The organism is Enterobacter cloacae complex sp. IR53030, assembly GCF_049238365.1.
In the GTDB taxonomy this organism is placed as follows: Bacteria; Pseudomonadota; Gammaproteobacteria; order Enterobacterales; family Enterobacteriaceae; genus Enterobacter; species Enterobacter kobei.
Genome location: NZ_JBMKHA010000008.1, coordinates 27724 through 50879 on the forward strand (window position 1 = coordinate 27724; position 23156 = coordinate 50879).

Here is a 23156-nt window from a genome sequence, read left to right on the forward strand (position 1 = left end):
GACGATGGACGATCTGAAGATTTTTATCGGCGGCCACTGGCGACATGGTGGTGGCAATCCGATGCAGAGCCATTTCCCGGCAGACGGGTCGATCAATGCGACGCTGAATGCGGCAAGTCTCGACGATCTGAATGACGCAATCGAGGCCGGCGAGCGGGCGTGGCGCGATCCCGCGTGGCGCAGCAGCCTGCCGCACATGCGCGCGAGGATCCTGCATAAGGTCGCGGATCTGATTGAATCCCGCGTCGACGAGCTGGCGAAAATGCAGAGCCGCGATAACGGCAAGCCGCTCGCGGAGGCGCGTGGGCTGGTGATGAGTGCGGCAGGGACGGCGCGCTACTTTGCCTCTGCCTGCGAGCTGCTGGAAGGGGAACTCCCGACGCCACGCCAGCCGGATCTGCTGACCCTGAGCCGCTATGAACCGCTCGGCGTGGTGGCTGCCATCACACCATGGAACTCGCCGATTGCCAGCGAAATGCAAAAGGTTGCCCCGGCGATTGCCGCCGGAAATGCGGTGATCCTCAAACCTGCCGAGGCCACGCCACTGATGGCGCTGGAGCTGGCGCGTATTTTTGAACAAGCCGGGCTGCCCGCCGGGCTGCTGAGCGTGCTACCCGGTAAAGGCTCGGTGATTGGCGATGCGCTGGCGCGTCACCCTAAGGTGCGCAAAATCTCCTTTACCGGTGGCACCACTACGGGCCGCCATCTTGCACACGTGGCGGCGGAAAAGCTGATCCCGGCATCGCTGGAGCTGGGCGGAAAATCCCCGACCATCGTGCTGGAAGACGCAGACATCGAGCAGGCCGCGCGCGGCATCTGCTACGGCATTTTTAGCTCGGCAGGGCAGGCGTGCATCGCCGGTTCACGACTGTTTATCCACGAGAGCATTTACGCGCCGCTGATGTCGCGGCTGCTTGAGCTCACGCGCGGACTGCGCGTCGGACATCCGTTTACTGACGGTACCCATGTCGGGCCGCTGATTAACCCTAAACATCGTCAGAGCGTGCAGGATTACGTCGAGCTGGCGAAGCGCGAAGGGGGCCGCGTGCTGTGCGGCGGGGAGATCCCGGCCGATCCTGAGCTGGCAAACGGCAGTTTCTTCCTGCCCACCCTCATCGAAGGGCTGAGCAACAGCGCCCGCGCGTGTCAGGAGGAGATCTTCGGCCCGGTACTGGTGGCGATGCCGTTTCGCGACGAGGCCACGCTTATCCGCGAGGCCAACGACTCGGTGTACGGCCTGGCGGCGGGGATCTGGACGCGCGATGCCGGGCGCGCGCTGCGCCTGAGCGAACAGCTTGAGGCGGGCACGGTGTGGATCAACACCTACAAAGTCTTTGCGATTTCAACCCCGTTCGGGGGCTTTAAAGAGAGCGGTCTGGGCCGCGAAAAGGGCATTCAGGGGCTGAAAGCCTGGATGCAGCAAAAGAGCATTTATCTGGCGACGGGTAACAGCGTCAACCACTGGTGCGACTGAGAAAGGGTGAGCAATGAGCGAAATGATAACCGTCGGCGACGCCATCGCCAGAACGCTGGAGCAGTATCAGGTTGAGGCCATCTACGGCGTCATCTCCATTCACAACCTGCCAATCGCGGATGCGGTCGGGCAGCGCGGCAACATTCGCTTCGTGCCCGCGCGCGGTGAAGCGGGATCCGTGACCATGGCCGACGCCCACGGACGTTTTTCCGGTCTCGGCGTGGCGCTGACCAGCACCGGTGCGGGTGCGGGTAACGCGGTAGGCGCGCTGGTAGAAGCGATGAACGCCTGCACGCCGCTGTTGCATTTAACCGGACAGGTCGAAAAAGCCTGGCTGGATGCCGATACCGGGTTTATCCATGAAACCCGCGACCAGCTGACCTTCCTGAAGGCCAGCTCCAAACGGGCGTACCGCATCAGCAACGCCAACCAGGCGATAGCTATCCTGCACAAAGCGATTCAGGACGCGCAGACGCCGCCGTGCGGGCCGGTCTCTGTTGAGATCCCGATTGATATTCAGAGTGCCAATATTCCGCTTTCGCTGGTGACCGCACCGATGAAACCGACGTCGGTCGCCACCGTGGACCCCGCGATAGTTGACGCACTCTGGGCGCAGCTGAAGCAGGCAAAACAGCCGTTGCTGTGGCTGGGCGGCGGAGCGCTGAGAAGCGCTGATGCGGTGAAAAAACTGGCGGATGCAGGCATCACCGTCATCTCCAGCACCCACGCGCGCGGCGTGCTGCCGGACAGCCATCGCGGTAGTCTGCGGGCGTTTCACAACTCGCCATCCGTTGAAGCGCTCATCGCGCAATGTGACTTTACGCTGGTCGCCGGTTCACGCCTGCGCAGCAACGAAACCCGCTCATGGACGCTGGCGCTGCCGTCTCCACGGGTACAGATAGATATCGACCCGGCGGCGGCGAGCCGTAATTATCTGATGGATAACACGCTGATAGCCGATTGTTCCGCGTTGCTTAGCGCGCTGGCCGACAACGTACAGGGGCGTGAGTGGGGCAACGCGCAGTGGGACGCGCTGGTTCAACAGGCGGTTGAGCAAGCCGGGCAGGGCCTGCGCGATCAGTGCGGCCCCTATGCGAGACTTAACGATGCCATCGAGAAAGCGCTTCCGCAGGACGGCCTGCTGGTGCGCGATATCACCGTGTCCGGCAGCCTGTGGGGCAGCCGCCTGTTCCGCGCCAACGGCCCGCTGATGAACATTCACTCGCTGGCCGGAGCCATTGGTATGGGGCTGCCGATGGCCATTGGCACCGCGATAGCTAACCCGCAGCGCAAGGTTGTGGGGCTGGTGGGTGATGGTGGTCTGAGTCTGAACCTCGGCGAACTGGCGACGCTGGCCCAGGAGAAAGCCAACGTGACGCTGCTGATCATGAACGACGGGGGGTACGGCGTAATGCGTGGTATTCAGGATAAGTATTTCGGCGGGCGTCAGTATTACAACGAGCTGCATACGCCGGACTTCACTCTGCTGGCGCAGGCGATTGGCCTGCAGGCATGGAGCGTTGAGCGTGCCGAGGATTTTGATGCCGTTATGACAGAAGCGCTGGCGATGCCGGGCCCGTCGGTAGTGGAAGTGCGGATGGGGCAGATTGGCGCCCTGAAGTTTGCCGGGCCGCCGCAGAAGACGCTGTATTGATATCGTGGATATCGCCCGGTGGCGCTGCGCTTACCGGGCCTACGGTTTCTCACTCAATAACAGCGAAAAAACCGTAGGCTGGGTAAGGCGAAGCCGCCACCCGGCTTTTTTCATCAGAACACGTTAAACGGGTATTCCACGTAAGCACGGATCTCATCCCCACCCACGTTGTAATCGCTGGCGTTGCTGGAGACACGCAGCACGGAATAGCGCAGCTTCAGCTTCAGATCTTTCGCCGGACCATCCTGCACCTGGTACTGGATCTGGTTGAACCACTCATGCTCTTTGCCGTTGCTGGTTTCAGAGGTTTTGATGTTATCGCCACGCACGTAGGCGGTGGTCCAGCTCAGGCCCGGCAGGCCGAGTCCGCCAAAGTCCAGGCCGTACGATGCCTGCCATGAGCGTTCGTCTTCGCCGTTGAAATCAGACCAGTAGGAGTTAGCCAGCCAGATGGTGTTGCCGCCGTCACCCACACCGCCCTGGTCGCGGTAGCCACCGTAGTTGTAGCCGGTGCTGCCGCTGCTCTGCTGGTATGCCACTTTGAACGTGTGAATGTCCCAGATATAGCTCGCTGCCAGGCTCCAGATGGTGTTGCTGCGGCCCGTGTCGAGGCTGTCGGCGTAACCCTGCTCCAGACGCGAGTTATAGCCGTTAAAGTCGAGTACCAGCTGCTGCCCGGTGCTGAACGGTTGTTTGAAGTTCAGGCCCAGGTACTGCTTGTTCATTACCTCTTCATTATGCGAGGCATACACCGCACCGCTGAACTGCTCGTTAAACTGGTAGCTCGCGCCACCGAAGGTCAGGCTCTTCAGGCCGCTGTCGTGGCGGTCATCACTTTTGCGCTGCTCGTCGGTGAAGTAACCGGCGTTGACTTCCAGACCGTCGATCTCTTTTGAGGTCAGCAGGGTGCCGGTGTAGCTTTCAAACAGCAGGCGGGAGTTGTCGGCATTCACGATCGGCAGCTCAGGACGCTGACTACCGTAGCTCAGCACGGTATTTGAGATACGCATTTTGGCGGTTGCGCCAAATTTCGCTAAATCGGATTTTGCCCGGCCATCCTCTTCCTGTTTAAAGAAGTCGATACCGCCCGCACCGCTTTTTCCACGGCCACCGTCCAGACGAACGCCATACTGTGCAATGCCGTCTACACCAAAGCCCACCAGCCCTTCGGTATAACCGGATGTGAAGGTGGCAATAATACCCTGGCCCCATTCGGCTTTATCCTGCTGGCCCTGATGATAGTCGCGACTGATATACGCATTGCGTAAAAACAGGTCCAGATGGCTGTCGTCAATAAAACCCTGACTGTCGGATTGCTGGCTTGCAGCGGCGGGTAATGCGGCGAATAAACCTAAAGCAATTAACGATAATTCTTTTTTCACGGAGGGAACGTCTCTGTCTTAATATATTAAAATGAATTACTGCAGGTCGGATAATTACCCGAATGGTTAATGATTGCAATAATTATGTGTCCAGACGTTTCTGCGCTAAAAGCCTGATATGGAGAGGGTTTTGCGGGAGTTACCGATACGTGCGATTAAGTTGGCAATTCATGCGAAATAAAAAGGAGGCAAATTTGCCTCCTTCCAGAATTATTTAATTCCATCTGCGGCCATACGGTCGCGAATATGTTGTGCACGTTCTTCTGAGGCCGGGTGATCGTCAAACATGGAGCTCTGGCGTCCCGCTTCCAGCTTCGCCAGTTTTTCGAAGCTGGTGGCTAAACCTGACGGATTAATCCCGCGTTTGCGCAACAGATCGTAAGAGTAGTCATCCGCTTCGGACTCCTGGCGCTGGGAGAACTGGGAATTGACCAGCTTTTCTCCGACATCGCCGAGCTGTGACTGAGACAGGCTGCCCACGATACCGCCCGCAGAGGCAGCCGCCGCACGGATGGCGTTGGTGCCTAAGGCAACCTGCATCCCTTTTTTCACGTGGCCGAGCGCAACGTGACCCATTTCATGGCCGATAACCGCTTCCACTTCGTTGTCGGTCATCATATCCATCAGCCCGCTATAGACGCGGATGCAGCCGTTTGCCATCGCGAAGGCGTTGACGTCTTTAGCCATGTAAACCTTATAGTTCACCGGCTGACCGTTGATGTTATCGCCGAGCGCGGAAGCAATCTTATTCAGACGCTGTGTGTAGGTACTGTTAGCCGGCGCAATCGTGGCTTTTCCGTCCATATCTTTACAGGCCTGATCGCTCAGCGCTTTAACCTGCGCATCGCTCAGGGAGTAGGCCTGAAAGGCTTCTGCACCTGACGTCATCAGACCGTTAGAATCCATATTCTGACAGCCGCTCAGCATGAGCGTTGTACCCAGGGCCAGCACTATTGCACGCATTTTCATGAAGTTGCTTCCGTACTTGTTAATCTCAATAAAATCCGAAAAGTGCACCCGCAACGAAGCCGGGGCCGGGATAAGTATAAGGAATATCTACAGGCGCGGGCGAGCAGATTGCGCAACATGCGAGCATGATCCAGAGATTTCTTAAGCTGCAAAAGAATGGTCCATGTACATGCCCTGCGGCTTGGGTTACATTGTTGGCACTTTTTTCCGGCGTAGCCCAAAACGCGCTGTCGTCAAGGGCATGGCCTTTAACAGTCCGATCTGGAGTTAAAATGTCCTCACGTAAAGAGCTTGCTAATGCTATTCGTGCGCTGAGCATGGATGCAGTACAGAAAGCCAAATCCGGCCACCCGGGTGCCCCTATGGGTATGGCAGATATCGCCGAAGTCCTGTGGCGTGATTTCCTTAACCACAACCCGCAGAACCCGGCATGGGCTGACCGCGACCGTTTCGTGCTGTCTAACGGCCACGGCTCTATGCTGATCTACAGCCTGCTGCACCTCACTGGCTACGATCTGCCTATTGAAGAGCTGAAAAACTTCCGCCAACTGCACTCCAAAACTCCAGGTCACCCGGAAGTGGGTTACACCGCTGGCGTAGAAACCACCACCGGCCCACTGGGTCAGGGTATTGCTAACGCAGTGGGGATGGCGATTGCTGAGAAGACGCTGGCGGCGCAGTTCAACCGTCCTGGTCATGACATTGTTGACCACTTCACCTACGCGTTCATGGGCGACGGCTGCATGATGGAAGGCATTTCTCATGAAGTGTGCTCCCTGGCAGGTACCCTGAAGCTGGGCAAACTGGTTGCGTTCTATGATGACAACGGCATCTCCATCGACGGTCACGTTGAGGGCTGGTTCACTGACGACACCGCAGCACGTTTCGAAGCCTACGGCTGGCACGTTGTGCGTGGCGTTGATGGCCACGATGCTGACTCGATTAAACGTGCAGTAGAAGAAGCGCGCGCGGTCACCGATAAACCGTCCCTGCTGATGTGCAAAACCATCATCGGCTTCGGTTCTCCGAATAAAGCGGGTACGCATGACTCCCACGGCGCACCGCTGGGTGACGCGGAAATCGCATTGACCCGTGAAGCATTGGGCTGGAAACACCCTGCATTCGAAATTCCATCTGAGATCTATGCTCAGTGGGATGCAAAAGAAGTGGGCCAGGCGAAAGAAGCTGCCTGGAACGAGAAATTCGCCGCCTATGCGAAAGCCTTCCCTCAGGAAGCGGCTGAGTTTACCCGTCGTATGAAAGGCGATATGCCGTCTGACTTCGACGCGAAAGCGAACGAATTCATCGCTAAGCTGCAGGCGAACCCATCTAAAATCGCCAGCCGTAAAGCGTCCCAGAATGCGATCGAAGCATTTGGTCCATTGCTGCCTGAATTCCTCGGCGGTTCCGCTGACCTGGCGCCATCTAACCTGACTCTGTGGTCTGGTTCTAAGCCAATTAACGAAGACACTGCCGGTAACTACATCCATTACGGTGTACGTGAATTCGGTATGACCGCGATTGCCAACGGTATCTCCCTGCACGGCGGTTTCCTGCCGTACACCTCTACCTTCCTGATGTTCGTAGAGTATGCGCGTAACGCCGTGCGTATGGCTGCGCTGATGAAACAGCGTCAGGTGATGGTCTACACCCACGACTCCATCGGTCTGGGCGAAGATGGCCCAACTCACCAGCCGGTAGAGCAGGTGGCTTCCCTGCGCGTGACCCCGAACATGAGCACCTGGCGTCCATGTGACCAGGTTGAATCTGCGGTAGCGTGGAAATACGGCGTTGAGCGTCAGGACGGCCCAACTGCGCTGATCCTCTCCCGTCAGAACCTGGCACAGCAGGAGCGTACGCCAGAGCAGCTGGCGAACATCGCTCGCGGTGGTTACGTGCTGAAAGACTGTGCAGGCCAGCCTGAGCTGATCTTCATCGCGACCGGTTCTGAAGTTGAACTGGCGGTTGCAGCATGGGAAAAACTGACTGCCGAAGGCGTGAAGGCGCGCGTGGTCTCCATGCCGTCTACCGATGCGTTCGACAAACAGGATGCGGCTTACCGTGAATCTGTTCTGCCTAAAGCGGTTTCTGCGCGTGTGGCAGTGGAAGCGGGTATTGCTGACTACTGGTTCAAATACGTGGGCCTGAACGGCGCTATCGTCGGTATGACCACCTTCGGTGAGTCTGCGCCAGCAGAATTGCTGTTCGAAGAGTTCGGCTTCACCGTTGATAACGTTGTCGCTAAGGCGAAAGAACTGCTGTAATTGCTTGTACGGTGCGGGCTGATGCCCTCACCCCAGCCCTCTCCCACAGGGAGAGGGAGCAAACACTAAAAACGGTAACCTTTGGGTTACCGTTTTGCTTTTACCTCCCCGGCATTATTCCACCGAAAATGTGACGCATGTCATATAGCACGCTTATTCATCTGGACAGCCATTCCTTTTATTCCTCGATTCGCTTATTCTTGCTGAAGCGTTTCAGTCGATTAAATGTTCGACAATTGACCAATCAATCGCAGTTTGTGATAGCAAAGATTCCCCTTCGGGCGTAGCTGGATTACTCTTTCAGCCACCTCAAACTCAGGGATAGCTTTGCAGGAGATCTATGACCGTACGCGTAGCGATTAATGGCTTCGGTCGCATCGGGCGCAACGTGGTTCGTGCTTTATATGAATCCGGGCGTCGTGCGGAAATAACCGTGGTGGCAATCAACGAACTGGCGGATGCTGCGGGCATGGCGCATTTGTTGAAATATGACACCAGCCACGGCCGCTTTGCCTGGGATGTTCGCCAGGAAAGAGAGCAGCTGTTTGTCGGTGACGATGCCATCCGCGTGCTGCATGAAAGCAGTATCGCAGGGCTACCGTGGCGTGAGCTGGGCGTGGATGTGGTGCTCGACTGTACCGGGGTTTACGGCAATCGCGAACATGGCGAAGCTCACCTGGCAGCCGGTGCGAAAAAAGTCCTGTTTTCTCATCCCGGCAGTAACGACCTCGACGCGACCGTCGTGTTTGGCGTCAACCAGCATGAGCTGCAGGCTGAACACCTCATCGTTTCCAACGCCTCCTGTACCACCAACTGCATTATTCCGGTCATCAAGCTGTTAGACGATGCGTATGGCATTGAGTCCGGCACCGTGACCACGATTCACTCCGCCATGCACGACCAGCAGGTTATTGATGCCTACCATCCGGATTTACGACGCACTCGCGCGGCGAGCCAGTCAATCATCCCGGTAGATACGAAACTGGCGGCAGGGATCACCCGAATTTTCCCGCAGTTTAATGACCGTTTTGAAGCGATTGCCGTGCGTGTCCCGACGATTAACGTCACCGCAATCGACCTGAGCGTGACGGTGAAAAAACCGGTAAAAGCCTGTGAAGTCAACCTGTTGCTGCAAAAAGCGGCACAGGGAGCATTTCATGGTATAGTTGACTATACGGAATTACCGTTGGTCTCAGTAGATTTTAACCACGACCCGCACAGCGCTATTGTTGATGGCACGCAAACGAGGGTCAGTGGCGCACACCTTATCAAGACGCTGGTCTGGTGTGATAACGAATGGGGCTTTGCTAACCGGATGCTCGACACCACGTTAGCAATGGCCGCTCAAGGTTTCAGGTAAGACGCATCGTGCGTCTGCAAAACTTTAAGAATCAACGAGAGGATTCACCATGTCTGTAATTAAGATGACCGATCTGGATCTGGCTGGTAAACGCGTTTTCATCCGTGCTGATCTGAACGTACCGGTTAAAGAGGGTAAAGTGACCAGCGACGCGCGTATCCGTGCATCCCTGCCAACCATCGAACTGGCTCTGAAGCAGGGCGCGAAAGTGATGGTCACCTCCCACCTGGGTCGTCCTACCGAAGGCGAGTACAACGAAGAGTTCTCTCTGCTGCCAGTGGTTAATTACCTGAAAGACAAACTGTCCAACCCGGTTCGCCTGGTAAAAGATTACCTGGACGGCGTTGAAGTGGCTGCTGGTGAGCTGGTTGTTCTGGAAAACGTTCGCTTCAACAAAGGCGAAAAGAAAGACGACGAAACCCTGTCTAAGAAATACGCTGCACTGTGCGACGTCTTCGTGATGGATGCATTTGGTACGGCGCACCGTGCTCAGGCCTCTACCCACGGTATCGGTAAATTTGCAGACGTAGCATGTGCGGGTCCTCTGCTGGCTGACGAACTGGAAGCACTGGGCAAAGCGCTGAAAGAACCTGCTCGTCCAATGGTCGCTATCGTTGGTGGTTCTAAAGTGTCTACCAAACTGACCGTGCTGGATTCCCTGTCAAAAATCGCTGACCAGCTGATCGTTGGCGGTGGTATCGCGAACACCTTCGTTGCTGCTCAAGGCCACAACGTGGGTAAATCCCTGTACGAAGCGGACCTGGTTGACGAAGCGAAACGCCTGCTGGGCACCTGTGACATCCCGGTTCCAACTGACGTTCGCGTGGCGACCGAGTTCTCCGAAACCGCAACCGCGACCCTGAAATCTGTTAACGACATCAAAGATGAAGAGCAGATTCTGGACCTGGGCGACGTTTCTGCACAGAAACTGGCTGATATCCTGAAAAACGCAAAAACTATCCTGTGGAACGGTCCTGTTGGCGTGTTCGAATTCCCGAACTTCCGCAAAGGGACTGAAATCGTGGCTAACGCTATTGCAGACAGCGAAGCGTTCTCTATCGCAGGCGGTGGTGACACCCTGGCAGCTATCGATCTGTTCGGTATCGCTGACAAGATCTCCTACATCTCCACTGGTGGCGGTGCATTCCTCGAATTCGTGGAAGGCAAAGTACTGCCAGCAGTAGCAATGCTCGAAGAGCGCGCTAAGAAGTAAGCCATTCAAGGGCAGGGAAACCTGCCCAATTTTCAGCGCGCTTATCAGAGCTCGCACCTTTTCTAACGGCCGAAGATACAGGACTAAGCAACATGTCTAAAATTTTTGATTTCGTAAAACCTGGCGTGATCACTGGTGATGACGTACAGAAAGTGTTCCAGGTAGCTAAAGAAAACAACTTCGCTCTGCCAGCAGTTAACTGCGTAGGTACCGACTCCATCAACGCCGTACTGGAAACCGCTGCCAAAGTTAAAGCGCCGGTTATCGTTCAGTTCTCTAACGGTGGTGCTGCGTTCATCGCGGGCAAAGGCGTGAAAACTGACATTCCTCAGGGTGCTGCTATCCTGGGCGCTATCTCTGGTGCGCACCACGTACATCAGATGGCTGAGCACTACGGTGTTCCTGTTATCCTGCACACCGACCACTGCGCGAAGAAACTGCTGCCGTGGATCGACGGTCTGCTGGACGCGGGTGAAAAACACTTCGCAGCCACCGGTAAACCACTGTTCTCTTCTCACATGATCGACCTGTCTGAAGAGTCACTGCACGAAAACATCGAAATCTGCTCTAAGTACCTGGCGCGCATGGCCAAAATGGGCATGACTCTGGAAATCGAACTGGGTTGCACCGGTGGTGAAGAAGACGGCGTGGACAACAGCCACATGGACGCTTCTGCCCTGTACACCCAGCCAGAAGACGTTGATTACGCGTACACCGAGCTGAGCAAAATCAGCCCACGCTTCACCATTGCAGCGTCCTTCGGTAACGTACACGGCGTTTACAAACCAGGTAACGTGGTTCTGACTCCAACCATCCTGCGTGATTCTCAGGAATACGTTTCTAAGAAACACAACCTGCCTCACAACAGCCTGAATTTCGTCTTCCACGGCGGTTCCGGTTCTTCTGCTCAGGAAATCAAAGACTCCGTCAGCTACGGTGTTGTGAAAATGAACATCGATACCGACACCCAGTGGGCTACCTGGGACGGTATCCTGCAGTACTACAAAGCTAACGAAGCTTACCTGCAGGGTCAGCTGGGCAACCCGAAAGGCGAAGACCAGCCGAACAAGAAATACTACGATCCACGCGTATGGCTGCGCGCTGCACAGACTTCAATGATTACTCGTCTGGAGCAGGCATTCAAAGAACTGAACGCGGTAGACGTTCTGTAATTTGAGCTGCTGAAAGCGTCAGAAGGCCCGCAAATGCGGGCCTTTTTTTATGCTTTTTCAATATCCTGCAATACCTGTTTTTGTGATCTGTTTGGCAATAGGCGTACTTTTTGTTTACCCTTTACTGACCTGCCTGTCTCGCTATGGGATGGTTTTTGTTGTTTATAAGAGCATAAGGAAAGATAAATGGAAGATCTCGGTGTTGTAGATAGCATCAATAACGCTGGCTCCTGGCTGGTGCGCAATCAGGCGCTGCTCATCAGCTACGCCGTGAATATTGCGGCGGCAATTGCCATTATTGTCGTGGGGATGATTGTTGCCCGTACCGTTTCCCGAGCCATCAATCGCGTCATGCTCACTCGCCACATTGACGCCACGGTTGCTGATTTCCTGTCAGCGCTGGTGCGCTATGGCATTATCGCGTTTACCCTCATTGCGGCATTAGGCCGTGTTGGTGTTCAGACCGCCTCCGTCATTGCCGTGCTGGGCGCCGCCGGTCTGGCCGTTGGTCTGGCACTTCAGGGCTCGCTCGCTAACCTGGCGGCTGGCGTTCTGCTGGTCACCTTCCGTCCGTTCCGCGCCGGTGAATATGTCGATCTGGGCGGCACGGCGGGTACCGTGCTGAATGTGCAGATTTTCTCCACCACGCTGCGTTCGATAGACGGTAAAATCGTGATCGTGCCGAACAAGAAGGTCATCGACGGGAACATCACCAACTTCTCCCGCGAACCGGTGCGTCGTAACGAGTTGATTATCAGCGTAGCGTACGATTCTGATATCGATCAGGTGAAGTCACTGATTAGCAACATCATTGCCTCCGACGATCGTATTCTGAAGGATAAAGAGCAGACTATACGCCTGAACGAACTGGGCGCGTCCTCTATCAACTTCGTGGTGCGTATCTGGAGCAAAAGCAGCGATCTGCAAAACGTATACTGGGACGTGCTGGAACGTATTAAGCGTGAGTTTGACGCCAACGGCATCAGCTTCCCGTATCCGCAGATGGACGTAAACGTCAAAAAAGTCAAAGAAGCAGAGTAACGTCACACCCAGGCCCGGTAAGCGTCAGCGCCACCGGGCTTTATTTTTATAAGCCCTGCTAATCCCCAATTAATATTATCCATTTCCTCTAATGTGATTCGCGCAGTATAGTCTGCATCCAGAACATTACTGTGAGAATTTCGTCATGTTATCCTATTATTTTCAAGGGCTTGCTTTAGGTGCAGCCATGATCCTTCCCCTCGGTCCCCAGAATGCGTTCGTGATGAACCAGGGTATTCGCCGCCAGTATCATCTGATGATTGCCCTGCTGTGCGCGGTGAGCGATTTGCTGCTGATCTGCGCCGGGATTTTTGGCGGGAGTGCGCTTCTGATGCAGTCGCCGTGGCTGCTGGCGCTGGTGACCTGGGGCGGCGTCGCCTTCCTGTTGTGGTACGGATTCGGTGCGTTGAAAACGGCGATGAGCAGTAACCTCGAACTGGCAAGCGCTGAAGTGATGAAGCAGGGGCGCTGGAAGATTATCGTCACCATGCTGGCGGTGACCTGGCTTAACCCGCATGTCTATCTGGATACCTTCGTGGTGCTGGGTAGCCTCGGCGGACAGCTGGACGTTGAGCCTAAACGCTGGTTTGCGCTGGGAACCGTCAGCGCGTCGTTCCTGTGGTTCTTCGGTCTTGCGATTCTGGCGGCGTGGCTGGCGCCACGACTGCGGACCGCCAAAGCCCAGCGCATCATTAATACGCTGGTCGGTCTGGTGATGTGGTTTATCGCTTTCCAGCTGGCGAAAGAGGGCGTTCATCATGTTCAGGGTTTGCTCAACTAAGCGTTGTCTTATGGACAACTGAGCCAGACCCGCTAAGCTTGCTGGCATGCGCCCTGTTTCTGGGGCACTCTTCGCAACATGGAGGAATGACAGTGAAGTTTAAAGTGATGGCCCTGGCGGCATTAGTGAGTTTAGGTGCGGTGTCGGCGCAGGCGAGTGAACTGCCGGATGGCCCGCACATTGTCACGTCAGGCACCGCAAGCGTGGACGCGGTACCGGATGTTGCAACCCTGGCAATTGAAGTCAACGTGGCTGCAAAAGATGCCGCCTCTGCCAAAAAACAGGCGGACGACCGCGTTGCGCAATATCTCTCCTTCCTGGAACAGAACGGTGTCGCCAAGAAAGACATCAGCTCTGCTAACCTGCGTACCCAACCGGATTACGACTACCAGAACGGCAAAAGCATCCTGAAAGGCTACCGTGCCGTGCGTACGGTTGAAGTGACCGTGCGTCAGCTGGACAAGCTGAATTCACTGCTGGATGGTGCGCTGAAGGCCGGTTTGAACGAAATCCGTTCCGTGTCGCTGGGCGTTGCGCAACCGGAGAAATACAAAGACGAAGCGCGTAAAGCGGCGATTGATGATGCCATTCACCAGGCTGAACAGCTGGCGTCCGGCTTCAAGAGCAAGCTTGGCCCGGTATACAGCGTGCGTTACCACGTCTCTAACTATCAGCCAAGCCCGATGGTACGGATGATGAAGGCTGACGCGGCACCGGTTTCTGCGCAGGAAACTTACGAGCAGCCAACCATTCAGTTCGACGATCAGGTGGATGTGGTGTTCCAGCTGGAGCCCGTTGCAGCACAGCCGAAACCGGCTCAGTAACCTGTAGGCCGGGTAAGGCGTAGCCGCCACCCGGCTTTTTCTTTTTAATCCTGTCTCAACACCTTATGCCCATACGCCAGCAGTGCATCGGTGACGTTGCGCATCATGCGGCTTTCCGGCGCAAAACGATGCCAGTAGAGCATGCGGCGCTGATATAGCCCCGGCGTTAAATCAATCAACTCACCGCTTTTCAACTCTTTCTCAATCTGCAGATGCGGGATCATACAGCAGGTAGTGCCCTGACGCGCAAGCTGCACAAAAGCTTCAGACGAGTTGACGATATGGCACGGCACGCTGCCCGGCGGCAGGTCAAAGTTCTGCTGCAGGAACGCCTGATGCATATCGTCCAGATGGTCAAACGCCACGGCAGGCGCCTTCAGCAGCGCGGCGCGGGTGACGCCGTTAGGGAAGTAGCGCTCCGCAAAGGCTTTTGAACCCACAAACAGGTAGTCCAGCGCCCCCAGTTGATCCACCAGGCAGCTTGGCAGCGCCTGAGGCTGAATACTGACCGCCCCAACAACTTCACCGCGACGCAGACGTTCCTGGGTACGGGTTTCATCTTCAACCTGTAGATTCAGGCGAATCGGGGAGTCGGCCAGGACCGGGGCAAGGGCGGGCAGTAACCAGGTTGCCAGACTGTCGGCGTTGACCGCCAGAGAGAGCAGCAGCGGCGTGGAGCCCGTTTGTTCGTCACCCAGCCACTCGTCTTCCAGCAGCTCAACCTGGCGCAGCAGGGCGAGGAGCTTTTGACCTTGCTCCGTTGGGCGAGGCGGCACGGTACGCACCAGCAGCGGCTGCCCGAACATGTTTTCAAGCTGTTTGATACGCTGTGATACGGCGGACTGGGTGATACACAGCTTTTGCGCTGCGCGCTCAAAACCGCGTTCACGAATAACTGCATCAAGTGCCTGTAGTGTTCTGTAGTCCGGACGTTTCATTGCTCTGGCTGGCTCCTAAATTTTGCTTAATCTGCACTATGACACAATTTTCCCTTTGTGGCAGACGAAATCCATTCGACGTGTTCTATAATGCGCCCTGAGTTTTCACACCACAGGCAAAACGATCATGACGCAGGATGAACTGAAAAAAGCAGTAGGATGGGCCGCTCTCCAGTACGTACAGCCAGGTACCATTGTCGGTGTTGGTACGGGTTCAACGGCGGCACACTTTATCGATGCGCTGGGCACGATGAAGGGGCAGATCGAGGGCGCGGTTTCGAGCTCTGATGCGTCCACGGAAAAGCTGAAAAGCCTCGGCATTACCGTTTTCGATCTCAACGAAGTGGATCGTCTTGGGATTTACGTTGATGGCGCAGACGAAATCAACGGCCACATGCAGATGATCAAAGGCGGTGGCGCAGCGCTGACCCGTGAAAAGATTATCGCTTCCGTTGCAGACAAATTTATCTGCATCGCTGACGCCTCCAAGCAGGTCGATATTCTGGGTAATTTCCCGCTGCCGGTCGAAGTGATCCCGATGGCGCGGAGTGCGGTTGCCCGTCAGCTGGTGAAGCTGGGTGGTCGTCCGGAATACCGTCAGGGTGTGGTCACTGATAACGGTAACGTGATCCTCGACGTGCACGGCCTGGAAATTCTCGACGCGATTGCCCTGGAAAATGCGATTAACGGTATTCCAGGCGTTGTCACCGTAGGGCTGTTCGCCAACCGTGGCGCGGATGTGGCGCTGATCGGCACCGCTGACGGTGTGAAAACCATCGTAAAATGATCTGACGGGGGGAGCGCTCCCCCCGCTAAAAAATTTTTGAAAAGCTAAATTCGGTGACTTGTGTCACGTTTTTCCACCTCTTTTGCCGATCCTGCCACGTTTGTAAATTTCCTTAGCATTTTGCTCTGCCATTTTGCCCTGTATGACTTCTCTTCAGAGTGCCGACGCAAACGTTCATATTGCTGCAATAGTTTTTTTTGATATGTTGGCTACAGCGGATTTCAATCCAGCACAACATCAGTTCAGATAAAAAACAGGGTCGGGGAAATGGCAAAGGTATCACTGGAGAAAGACAAGATTAAATTCCTGCTGGTCGAGGGCGTGCATCAGAAAGCGCTTGATAGCCTTCGTGCGGCGGGTTACACCAACATCGAATTTCACAAGGGCGCGCTCGATACTGAAGAGCTGAAAGCGTCCATCCGTGATGCCCATTTCATTGGCCTGCGATCCCGTACTCAACTGACGGAAGACGTTATTGCTGCGGCGGAGAAGCTGGTTGCGATTGGCTGTTTCTGCATCGGTACCAACCAGGTTGATCTGAATGCTGCCGCCAAACGCGGTATCCCGGTATTTAACGCCCCGTTCTCCAACACCCGTTCCGTGGCGGAGCTGGTGATTGGCGAATTACTGCTGCTGCTGCGCGGTATTCCGGAGGCTAACGCCAAAGCGCACCGCGGCGTGTGGAACAAACTGGCTGCGGGCTCATACGAAGCGCGCGGTAAAAAACTGGGTATCATCGGCTATGGCCACATCGGTACTCAGCTGGGGATTCTGGCGGAATCTCTGGGGATGCACGTCTACTTTTACGATATCGAAAGCAAGCTGCCGCTAGGGAATGCGACGCAGGTGCAGCATCTCTCTGACCTGCTGAACATGAGCGACGTGGTAAGCCTGCATGTGCCGGAAAATGCGTCCACCAAAAACATGATGGGTGCAGAAGAGCTGGCGCTGATGAAACCGGGCTCACTGCTGATCAACGCCGCGCGCGGTACGGTGGTCGACATCCCTGCGCTGTGCGATGCTCTGAAGCGTAAGCATCTGGCGGGGGCGGCCATTGATGTGTTCCCGACGGAGCCAGCCACTAACAGCGATCCGTTTAACTCTCCGCTCTGCGAATTCGACAACGTGATCCTGACGCCACACATCGGCGGGTCTACTCAGGAAGCGCAGGAGAATATCGGCCTTGAAGTGGCGGGTAAGCTGAGCAAATACTCCGACAACGGTTCCACGCTCTCTGCGGTGAACTTCCCGGAAGTGTCTCTGCCGCTGCACGGTGGTCGCCGTCTGCTGCACATCCACGAAAACCGTCCTGGCGTGCTGACGGCTATCAACCAAATCTTTGCCGAGCAGAGCGTCAACATTGCCGCCCAGTACCTGCAAACCAACTCGCAGATGGGTTACGTGGTGATTGATATCGAAGCGGATGAAGATGTTGCCGAGAAAGCGCTGCAGAGCATGAAAGCTATTCCGGGGACGATTCGCGCGCGTCTGCTTTACTGATGGTGTCGGGTGGCGAGGTAAATGCAAAACGGTAACTATCGTTACCGTTTTTTATGTTTTCACCCTCTCCCTGTGGGAGAGGGCTGGGGTGAGGGCATCAGGCTGCACGCCTGTTTCACCACTCCCACAACGTCGATGGCGTCACCACCGCTGGCAACGGCACATCCCATTTCTCGACGGGCAACGCTTCTACAGCCTGGCAATCATGCGCATACCCCACCGGCTGTAATCCGTACTGCTGCCAGTTTTGCAGCGTTCTGTCATAAAAACCGCCGCCCATGCCCAGGCGCTGACCCTGTTCATCAAACGCCACCAGCGGCGTAATCAGCACGTCCAGCTGTGACAGCGGGAGCACGTCGCGCACGTCGAGTTTGGGCTCGGTAATTTTCAGACGATTCACCACCAGCTCGCTGTGCGGATGGTAGTGCAGAAACAGAAGATTGCCTTTGCTAAAAGGATGCAGCACCGGCAGATAAACCTTCTTCCCGGCGCGCCAGAGCTGGTCGATAAGTGGTTGGGTATCGAGCTCGCCATCAAACGACAGGAACAGAGCGACCGTGTTAGCCATAACCACCGGGGGCCACGCCATCATGCGGGCGGCGGCCTGCTGGGCAAAATGCGACTGTTGTTCAGCCGTAAGTGCACGACGACGCTGGCGAATAAGTTGACGGATATCCTGGCGTGAGGCAGAAACTTCAGGGAATTGAATCATGGTAGTAGGTAGAAGAAGAAAGAGGGAATCTCCGAGATGCCGCCGCAGGCTGTAACCCTTGAACCCTTGGTTCAAGGTGAATGTGTCGTCATAGTTTTAAGGCTTCTCGGACGGACCGAGCATGCTCACCAACCATGGAGCGCCACATTCTTGTGGTATGAAATATCGGCTCAGGGGACTGGCCCGCTTGCGAACATCTCAGAGAAATTTTGTCTTCACAGTTACTCTACCATAGTCAACTGAGAAGTGTTATTCAAACTTTGGTCCCGGTCTTTCGGGATTGCGACCTTGATCAAGCAATGCCTGTTCTATGGTCTGCTGGAGCATTTTAATGCGCTGCTCCATGCTAGCCGCGTAGTCGCGGGTCTTCGCTTTTTCCTGAGTCAGTTCATAGCTGATGTTCAACGCGGCGATGAAAACCAGCTGCTCAGTATTTGTGACTCTAGTGCGTTCTTTTAGATCTTGCAACCGCTGATTCAAATCGTCCGCAGCCTGATTCAAAGCATCCCTTTGTTCAGGCGGACAATTCACTCGCAGTGAACGGCCAAAAATCTGGAGATCGACGGGTTGTGCAGACATGCCACCTTCCTGCTGATTGACTGCGCTGCCTTCGCTTACTGCCCCGGGGGCTGCGAAGGGGCGACACTATAGCTACCCTGATGTGAAGATACAAGCCCTTTTCTGGTATCACCAGGGTCCAAAGTGGTAGCATATCATGAATATCCTCCCTTTGATGACGAATGCGTATGTCTATACAGAACGAAATGCCTGGTTACAAGGATTTAAACCAGTTACTGAACCAGCAGGGAGTAGGACTTACCCCTGCCGAAATGCACGGTCTGATCAGCGGCATACTGTGCGGCGGAAACAGCGACAGCTCATGGCAGCCGCTGATCCATGACCTCACGAACGAAGGGCTGGCGTTTGGCCACGAGCTGGCAGAATCGCTGCGTAAAATGCATGCGGCAACCAGTGATTCGCTGGAGGACGATGGCTTCCTTTTTCAGCTTTATCTGCCTGAAGGTGATGACGTCAGCGTCTTCGATCGTGCCGATGCGCTCGCGGGTTGGGTAAACCACTATCTGCTTGGCCTGGGCGTAACCCAGCCTAAGCTTGATAAAGTGACCGGCGAAGCGGGTGAAGCGATCGACGATCTGCGTAACATCGCCCAGCTCGGCTACGATGAAGAGGAAGACCAGGAAGAGCTGGAAATGTCCCTCGAAGAGATTATTGAGTACGTGCGCGTGGCGGCGCTGCTGTGCCACGACAACTTTACGCGCTCACAGCCGACCGCGCCGGAAGTTCGTAAGCCAACCTTACATTAAGAAAAATAACGCACAGGAGGGTGTCATGGTTATCTCGCAACAAGAGTATTTGCGCCGTCGTCAGGCGCTGCTGGCAAAAATGCAGCCCGGCAGTGCGGCGCTGATTTTTGCCGCGCCGGAAGTGACGCGCAGTGCCGACAGCGAATACCCCTATCGCCAGAATAGCGATTTCTGGTACTTCACCTGCTTTAACGAGCCGGAAGCGGTCCTGGTGCTGATTAAGAGCAATGACACCCACAACCACAGCGTGATTTTTAACCGCGTACGCGATTTAACCGCTGAAATCTGGTTTGGCCGCCGCTTAGGGCAAGAGGCCGCACCGGAGAAGCTGGGCGTCGACCGCGCGCTGGCGTTTAGCGAAATCAATCAGCAGCTCTATCAGTTGCTCAACGGCCTAGACGTGCTTTATCACGCGCAGGGCGAATATGCGTACGCCGATGAGATTGTTTTCACCGCTCTGGATAAGCTGCGCAAAGGCTCGCGTCAGAATCTGTCCGCGCCGGCCACGCTGACGGACTGGCGTCCGGTGGTGCATGAGATGCGTCTGTTCAAATCTGAAGAAGAGCTGAACGTGATGCGCCGCGCTGGCGAAATCAGCGCCCTGGCACACACCCGCGCCATGGAAAAATGCCGTCCTGGTCTGTTCGAATACCAGCTGGAAGGCGAAATTCAACACGAATTTAACCGTCACGGCGCGCGCTTCCCGTCATACAACACCATTGTCGGCGGCGGGGAGAACGGCTGCATTCTGCATTACACCGAAAACGAAAGTGCGCTGCGCGATGGCGATCTGGTGCTGATTGACGCCGGTTGCGAATATCAGGGCTACGCGGGTGACATCACCCGTACTTTCCCGGTGAACGGTAAGTTCTCGCCCGCGCAACGAGCAATTTATGACATCGTTCTCGAATCACTTGAAACGGCGCTCACGCTGTATCGCCCGGGCACGTCCATTCAGGAGGTGACCGGCGAAGTTGTGCGCATCATGATCACCGGACTGGTGAAGCTTGGCATCCTGAAAGGCGACGTGGACACCCTGATCGCCGAAAATGCGCATCGTCCGTACTTTATGCACGGCCTGAGCCACTGGCTGGGGCTGGATGTGCATGATGTGGGGGCGTACGGTACCGACCGTTCACGCGTGCTGGAACCGGGCATGGTGCTGACCGTCGAGCCGGGGCTGTATATCGCGCCGGATGCCGATGTGCCCGAAGCGTACCGCGGAATTGGCATTCGTATTGAAGATGACATCGTCATCACCGAAACCGGTAACGAAAACCTGACCGCGAGCGTGGTGAAACACGCAGACGATATCGAGGCGCTGATGGCAGCGGCACGCGTATGAGCGTGATTATCGTTGGCGGCGGCATGACCGGCGCCACCCTGGCACTGGCGATCTCGCATTTGACGAAGGGGCAGCTTCCGGTGCATCTCGTTGAGGCGGTTGCACCACAAACGAAGAATCACCCCGGCTTTGATTCTCGCGCCATTGCCCTGGCGCAGGGAACCTGCCAACAGCTTTCCCGAATTGGCATCTGGCAGGCGATTGCCGACTGCGCCACCGCCATTCATACCGTGCATGTGAGCGATCGCGGCCATGCCGGGTTTGTGACGCTGGATGCTCATGATTATCGTATTGACGCCCTGGGTCAGGTCGTTGAACTCCATGATGTTGGCCTGCGCCTGTTTCGTCTGTTGCAGGACGCGCCAGGCGTGACCCTGCATTGTCCGTCACGCGTTGCGAGCTTTACCCGCAGTGAAGAAACGGTCAGCGTGACGCTGGATAATGGCACCGTTCTCGACGGCCAGCTTCTTGTGGCGGCGGACGGGTCGCGCTCGGCGCTCGCAACCCAGTGCGGCGTTGAGTGGCAGCAGCAGCCTTACGGGCAGGTTGCGGTCATTGCGAACGTCTCTACTGCCGCAGAACACAACGGCCGGGCGTTTGAGCGCTTCACGCAGCACGGTCCGCTGGCGATGCTGCCGATGTCGGATGGTCGCTGCTCGCTGGTCTGGTGCCATCCGCAGGAAAAGGCGGAAGACGTTAAGGCCTGGTCCGACGAACGTTTTTGCAGTGAACTGCAGAAAGCGTTTGGCTGGCGGCTGGGTCGCATTACCCATGCGGGAAAACGTGCGGTATACCCGCTGTCGTTAACTACCGCATCACAGTCTGTTTCGCACCGCGTGGCGCTGGTCGGCAACGCCGCGCAAACGCTTCACCCCATCGCGGGTCAGGGTTTTAATCTGGGTCTGCGGGATGTGATGAGCCTGGCCGAAACGCTTTCGCAAGCGTGGAGCGAACAGAAAGATTGCGGCGCATACCCGGTACTCAGCCATTACCAGAAGCGACGTCAGGCCGATAAAGAGGCGACAATCGGCGTTACCGATGGTTTAGTCCATCTCTTTGCCAATCGCTGGGCGCCGCTGGTTGCCGGTCGCAACCTAGGGCTGATGGCGATGGAACTGTTCATTCCGGCACGCGACGTGCTGGCGCAGCGGACCCTGGGTTGGGTCGCGCGTTAAGGAGTTATCACTGTGCAAAATGTTGATGTTGCCATCGTTGGCGGCGGAATGGTTGGACTGGCCCTGGCCTGCGGATTACAAGGCAGCGGCCTGCGTGTGGCCGTGCTGGAGCAAAAGCAGCCTCAGCCCGTCGCACCTGATGCCCCGCCGGAACTCCGCGTGTCGGCAATAAATGCGGCCAGCGAAAAGCTGCTGACGCGCCTTGGCGTCTGGTCAGATATCGTGGCCCAGCGTGCGAGCTGCTATCACGGCATGGAGGTATGGGACAAAGACAGCTTTGGTCATATTGCTTTTGATGATGAAAGCATGGGCTATAGCCATCTGGGTCACATCATTGAGAATGCGGTGATCCACCACGCGCTGTGGCAGAAAGCTCAGCAGTGCAGCGACGTAACGCTGGTTGCGCCTGCGCAAATCCAGCAGGTTGCGTGGGGCGAAAACGAGGCGTTTATCACCCTGCAAAGTGGCGATATGCTCACCGCGCGTCTGGTGGTCGGTGCCGATGGCGCTAACTCCTGGCTGCGCAATAAAGCGGATATTCCGCTGACCTACTGGGATTACCGCCATCATGCCATGGTGGCGACGATCCGTACCCAAGAGCCGCACGGCGGCGTGGCGCGCCAGATTTTCCACAACGACGGCATTCTGGCATTCCTGCCGTTAAGCGATCCGCATCTCTGCTCAATTGTCTGGTCTCTGGTGCCGGAAAAAGCGCAGCAGATGCAAGAGGCGACGCCAGAGGCCTTTAACCAGGCACTGTGCGTGGCGTTTGATAACCGTCTGGGGCTTTGTACTCTTGAGAGCGAGCGTCAGGTCTTCCCCTTAACCGGACGCTATGCGCGTCAGTTTGCCGCGCACCGTCTGGCGCTGGTGGGCGACGCGGCCCATACCATTCATCCGCTGGCCGGGCAGGGCGTTAATCTCGGCTTTATGGATGCGGCGGAGCTGGTAGAAGAGCTGCGTCGTCTGCAGCGAGAGGGTAAAGATATTGGGCAGCATGTGTATCTGCGTCGCTACGAGCGCAGCCGCAAGCACAGTGCGGCGATGATGCTTGCAGGCATGCAGGGCTTCCGCGAGCTGTTTGCCGGGGCAAATCCGGCGAAAAAACTGCTGCGTGATATTGGGCTTAAGCTCGCCGATACCCTCCCTGGCGTCAAACCTCAACTCCTGCGTCAGGCGATGGGTCTTAACGACCTGCCGGACTGGCTGAAATAAAATAGACCCCCGTCACACTTTCTTT

General features: G+C 56.1%; 20 protein-coding genes and 1 other RNA gene. 15 read left to right on the forward strand and 6 right to left on the reverse strand.

Annotated elements, in window-relative coordinates:
- Nucleotides 1–4 precede the first annotated feature (4 nt).
- Nucleotides 5–1474 carry an aldehyde dehydrogenase gene (locus tag ACOTXR_RS10385; RefSeq protein WP_050862336.1) on the forward strand — a complete coding sequence of 490 codons (1470 nt, stop codon included), beginning with the start codon at nucleotides 5–7 and terminating at the stop codon, nucleotides 1472–1474.
- 13 nt (nucleotides 1475–1487) lie between these two features.
- The gene (locus tag ACOTXR_RS10390) at nucleotides 1488–3128 is read left to right on the forward strand and encodes a thiamine pyrophosphate-binding protein (RefSeq protein ID WP_058689842.1); all 1641 of its coding nucleotides are present in this window, start codon (nucleotides 1488–1490) and stop codon (nucleotides 3126–3128) included.
- Nucleotides 3129–3241: 113 nt separating this feature from the next.
- On the opposite strand, the gene ACOTXR_RS10395 is transcribed toward ACOTXR_RS10390, so the two are convergent.
- Nucleotides 3242–4510: an OprD family outer membrane porin gene (locus ACOTXR_RS10395; RefSeq protein ID WP_023331257.1), complete on the reverse strand. Its 1269-nt coding sequence runs from the start codon at nucleotides 4508–4510 to the stop codon at nucleotides 3242–3244.
- A 210-nt stretch (nucleotides 4511–4720) separates the two neighbouring features.
- Entirely contained in the window at nucleotides 4721–5479 is a 759-nt protein-coding gene (locus tag ACOTXR_RS10400; RefSeq protein WP_023331256.1) for a M48 family metallopeptidase, read from the reverse strand.
- Nucleotides 5480–5751: 272 nt separating this feature from the next.
- Between ACOTXR_RS10400 and tkt the strand changes: the two genes are divergently transcribed.
- From tkt to ACOTXR_RS10435, 7 genes are all read left to right on the forward strand, one after another.
- The gene (tkt, locus tag ACOTXR_RS10405) at nucleotides 5752–7743 is read left to right on the forward strand and encodes a transketolase (protein ID WP_023331255.1); all 1992 of its coding nucleotides are present in this window, start codon (nucleotides 5752–5754) and stop codon (nucleotides 7741–7743) included.
- A 340-nt stretch (nucleotides 7744–8083) separates the two neighbouring features.
- Nucleotides 8084–9103 carry an erythrose-4-phosphate dehydrogenase gene (gene epd, locus ACOTXR_RS10410; protein ID WP_014885157.1) on the forward strand — a complete coding sequence of 340 codons (1020 nt, stop codon included), beginning with the start codon at nucleotides 8084–8086 and terminating at the stop codon, nucleotides 9101–9103.
- A gap of 49 nt (nucleotides 9104–9152) precedes the next feature.
- Nucleotides 9153–10316: a phosphoglycerate kinase gene (gene pgk / locus ACOTXR_RS10415; protein ID WP_014885156.1), complete on the forward strand. Its 1164-nt coding sequence runs from the start codon at nucleotides 9153–9155 to the stop codon at nucleotides 10314–10316.
- A 92-nt stretch (nucleotides 10317–10408) separates the two neighbouring features.
- Complete coding sequence (fbaA, locus tag ACOTXR_RS10420) at nucleotides 10409–11488, forward strand: class II fructose-bisphosphate aldolase (RefSeq protein WP_014885155.1); 1080 nt, start codon at nucleotides 10409–10411, stop codon at nucleotides 11486–11488.
- 186 nt (nucleotides 11489–11674) lie between these two features.
- Nucleotides 11675–12529, forward strand: a complete 855-nt coding sequence (mscS, locus tag ACOTXR_RS10425; RefSeq protein ID WP_023331254.1) for a small-conductance mechanosensitive channel MscS — start codon at nucleotides 11675–11677, stop codon at nucleotides 12527–12529.
- Between the two features lie 145 nt (nucleotides 12530–12674).
- Nucleotides 12675–13310: an arginine exporter ArgO gene (gene argO / locus ACOTXR_RS10430; protein ID WP_023338768.1), complete on the forward strand. Its 636-nt coding sequence runs from the start codon at nucleotides 12675–12677 to the stop codon at nucleotides 13308–13310.
- A 92-nt stretch (nucleotides 13311–13402) separates the two neighbouring features.
- Complete coding sequence (locus ACOTXR_RS10435) at nucleotides 13403–14134, forward strand: oxidative stress defense protein (protein ID WP_014885152.1); 732 nt, start codon at nucleotides 13403–13405, stop codon at nucleotides 14132–14134.
- A 44-nt stretch (nucleotides 14135–14178) separates the two neighbouring features.
- Here the strand turns inward: ACOTXR_RS10435 and argP are convergent, their stop codons facing one another.
- Nucleotides 14179–15072, reverse strand: coding sequence for a DNA-binding transcriptional regulator ArgP (gene argP / locus ACOTXR_RS10440; protein WP_008499727.1), 894 nt, complete (start codon nucleotides 15070–15072; stop codon nucleotides 14179–14181).
- Between the two features lie 127 nt (nucleotides 15073–15199).
- Between argP and rpiA the strand changes: the two genes are divergently transcribed.
- Both rpiA and serA read left to right on the forward strand, forming a co-directional pair.
- Nucleotides 15200–15859, forward strand: coding sequence for a ribose-5-phosphate isomerase RpiA (gene rpiA, locus ACOTXR_RS10445; RefSeq protein WP_003860091.1), 660 nt, complete (start codon nucleotides 15200–15202; stop codon nucleotides 15857–15859).
- Between the two features lie 267 nt (nucleotides 15860–16126).
- On the forward strand, nucleotides 16127–17359 hold the full coding sequence (serA, locus tag ACOTXR_RS10450) for a phosphoglycerate dehydrogenase (protein WP_014885150.1): 1233 nt from the start codon (nucleotides 16127–16129) through the stop codon (nucleotides 17357–17359).
- A gap of 115 nt (nucleotides 17360–17474) precedes the next feature.
- On the opposite strand, the gene ACOTXR_RS10455 is transcribed toward serA, so the two are convergent.
- The 3 genes from ACOTXR_RS10455 to zapA form a co-directional block, all read right to left on the reverse strand.
- Nucleotides 17475–18071 carry a 5-formyltetrahydrofolate cyclo-ligase gene (locus ACOTXR_RS10455; protein ID WP_058689841.1) on the reverse strand — a complete coding sequence of 199 codons (597 nt, stop codon included), beginning with the start codon at nucleotides 18069–18071 and terminating at the stop codon, nucleotides 17475–17477.
- A gap of 24 nt (nucleotides 18072–18095) precedes the next feature.
- A non-coding RNA gene (ssrS, locus tag ACOTXR_RS10460) (6S RNA) lies at nucleotides 18096–18279 on the reverse strand.
- 41 nt (nucleotides 18280–18320) lie between these two features.
- Nucleotides 18321–18650, reverse strand: a complete 330-nt coding sequence (gene zapA / locus ACOTXR_RS10465; protein ID WP_006811891.1) for a cell division protein ZapA — start codon at nucleotides 18648–18650, stop codon at nucleotides 18321–18323.
- Nucleotides 18651–18817: 167 nt separating this feature from the next.
- On the opposite strand from zapA, the gene ACOTXR_RS10470 reads away from it, so the two are divergent.
- Genes ACOTXR_RS10470 through ubiI form a run of 4 tightly spaced genes read left to right on the forward strand, consistent with a single transcriptional unit; the run spans nucleotide 18818 to nucleotide 23131 of the window.
- Entirely contained in the window at nucleotides 18818–19396 is a 579-nt protein-coding gene (locus tag ACOTXR_RS10470) for a YecA family protein (protein WP_014885148.1), read from the forward strand.
- Nucleotides 19397–19427: 31 nt separating this feature from the next.
- On the forward strand, nucleotides 19428–20741 hold the full coding sequence (pepP, locus tag ACOTXR_RS10475; protein WP_222834865.1) for a Xaa-Pro aminopeptidase: 1314 nt from the start codon (nucleotides 19428–19430) through the stop codon (nucleotides 20739–20741).
- Nucleotides 20738–21916: a 2-octaprenyl-6-methoxyphenyl hydroxylase gene (gene ubiH / locus ACOTXR_RS10480; protein ID WP_023331249.1), complete on the forward strand. Its 1179-nt coding sequence runs from the start codon at nucleotides 20738–20740 to the stop codon at nucleotides 21914–21916. The genes pepP and ubiH overlap by 4 nt, the downstream gene beginning before the upstream one ends.
- A gap of 12 nt (nucleotides 21917–21928) precedes the next feature.
- On the forward strand, nucleotides 21929–23131 hold the full coding sequence (ubiI, locus tag ACOTXR_RS10485; RefSeq protein WP_023337733.1) for an FAD-dependent 2-octaprenylphenol hydroxylase: 1203 nt from the start codon (nucleotides 21929–21931) through the stop codon (nucleotides 23129–23131).
- The last annotated feature ends 25 nt before the right edge of the window (nucleotides 23132–23156 follow it).

Bases quoted from the DNA above. Each gene is read 5' to 3' on its own strand.
- ACOTXR_RS10385 (WP_050862336.1), top strand. From the start codon at position 5: ATGGACGATCTGAAGATTTTTATCGGCGGCCACTGGCGACATGGTGGT.
- ACOTXR_RS10390 (WP_058689842.1), top strand. From the start codon at position 1,488: ATGAGCGAAATGATAACCGTCGGCGACGCCATCGCCAGAACGCTGGAG.
- ACOTXR_RS10400 (WP_023331256.1), bottom strand. From the start codon at position 5,479: ATGAAAATGCGTGCAATAGTGCTGGCCCTGGGTACAACGCTCATGCTG.
- tkt (WP_023331255.1), top strand. From the start codon at position 5,752: ATGTCCTCACGTAAAGAGCTTGCTAATGCTATTCGTGCGCTGAGCATG.
- epd (WP_014885157.1), top strand. From the start codon at position 8,084: ATGACCGTACGCGTAGCGATTAATGGCTTCGGTCGCATCGGGCGCAAC.
- pgk (WP_014885156.1), top strand. From the start codon at position 9,153: ATGTCTGTAATTAAGATGACCGATCTGGATCTGGCTGGTAAACGCGTT.
- fbaA (WP_014885155.1), top strand. From the start codon at position 10,409: ATGTCTAAAATTTTTGATTTCGTAAAACCTGGCGTGATCACTGGTGAT.
- mscS (WP_023331254.1), top strand. From the start codon at position 11,675: ATGGAAGATCTCGGTGTTGTAGATAGCATCAATAACGCTGGCTCCTGG.
- argO (WP_023338768.1), top strand. From the start codon at position 12,675: ATGTTATCCTATTATTTTCAAGGGCTTGCTTTAGGTGCAGCCATGATC.
- argP (WP_008499727.1), bottom strand. From the start codon at position 15,072: ATGAAACGTCCGGACTACAGAACACTACAGGCACTTGATGCAGTTATT.
- rpiA (WP_003860091.1), top strand. From the start codon at position 15,200: ATGACGCAGGATGAACTGAAAAAAGCAGTAGGATGGGCCGCTCTCCAG.
- serA (WP_014885150.1), top strand. From the start codon at position 16,127: ATGGCAAAGGTATCACTGGAGAAAGACAAGATTAAATTCCTGCTGGTC.
- ACOTXR_RS10455 (WP_058689841.1), bottom strand. From the start codon at position 18,071: ATGATTCAATTCCCTGAAGTTTCTGCCTCACGCCAGGATATCCGTCAA.
- zapA (WP_006811891.1), bottom strand. From the start codon at position 18,650: ATGTCTGCACAACCCGTCGATCTCCAGATTTTTGGCCGTTCACTGCGA.
- ACOTXR_RS10470 (WP_014885148.1), top strand. From the start codon at position 18,818: ATGTCTATACAGAACGAAATGCCTGGTTACAAGGATTTAAACCAGTTA.
- ubiH (WP_023331249.1), top strand. From the start codon at position 20,738: ATGAGCGTGATTATCGTTGGCGGCGGCATGACCGGCGCCACCCTGGCA.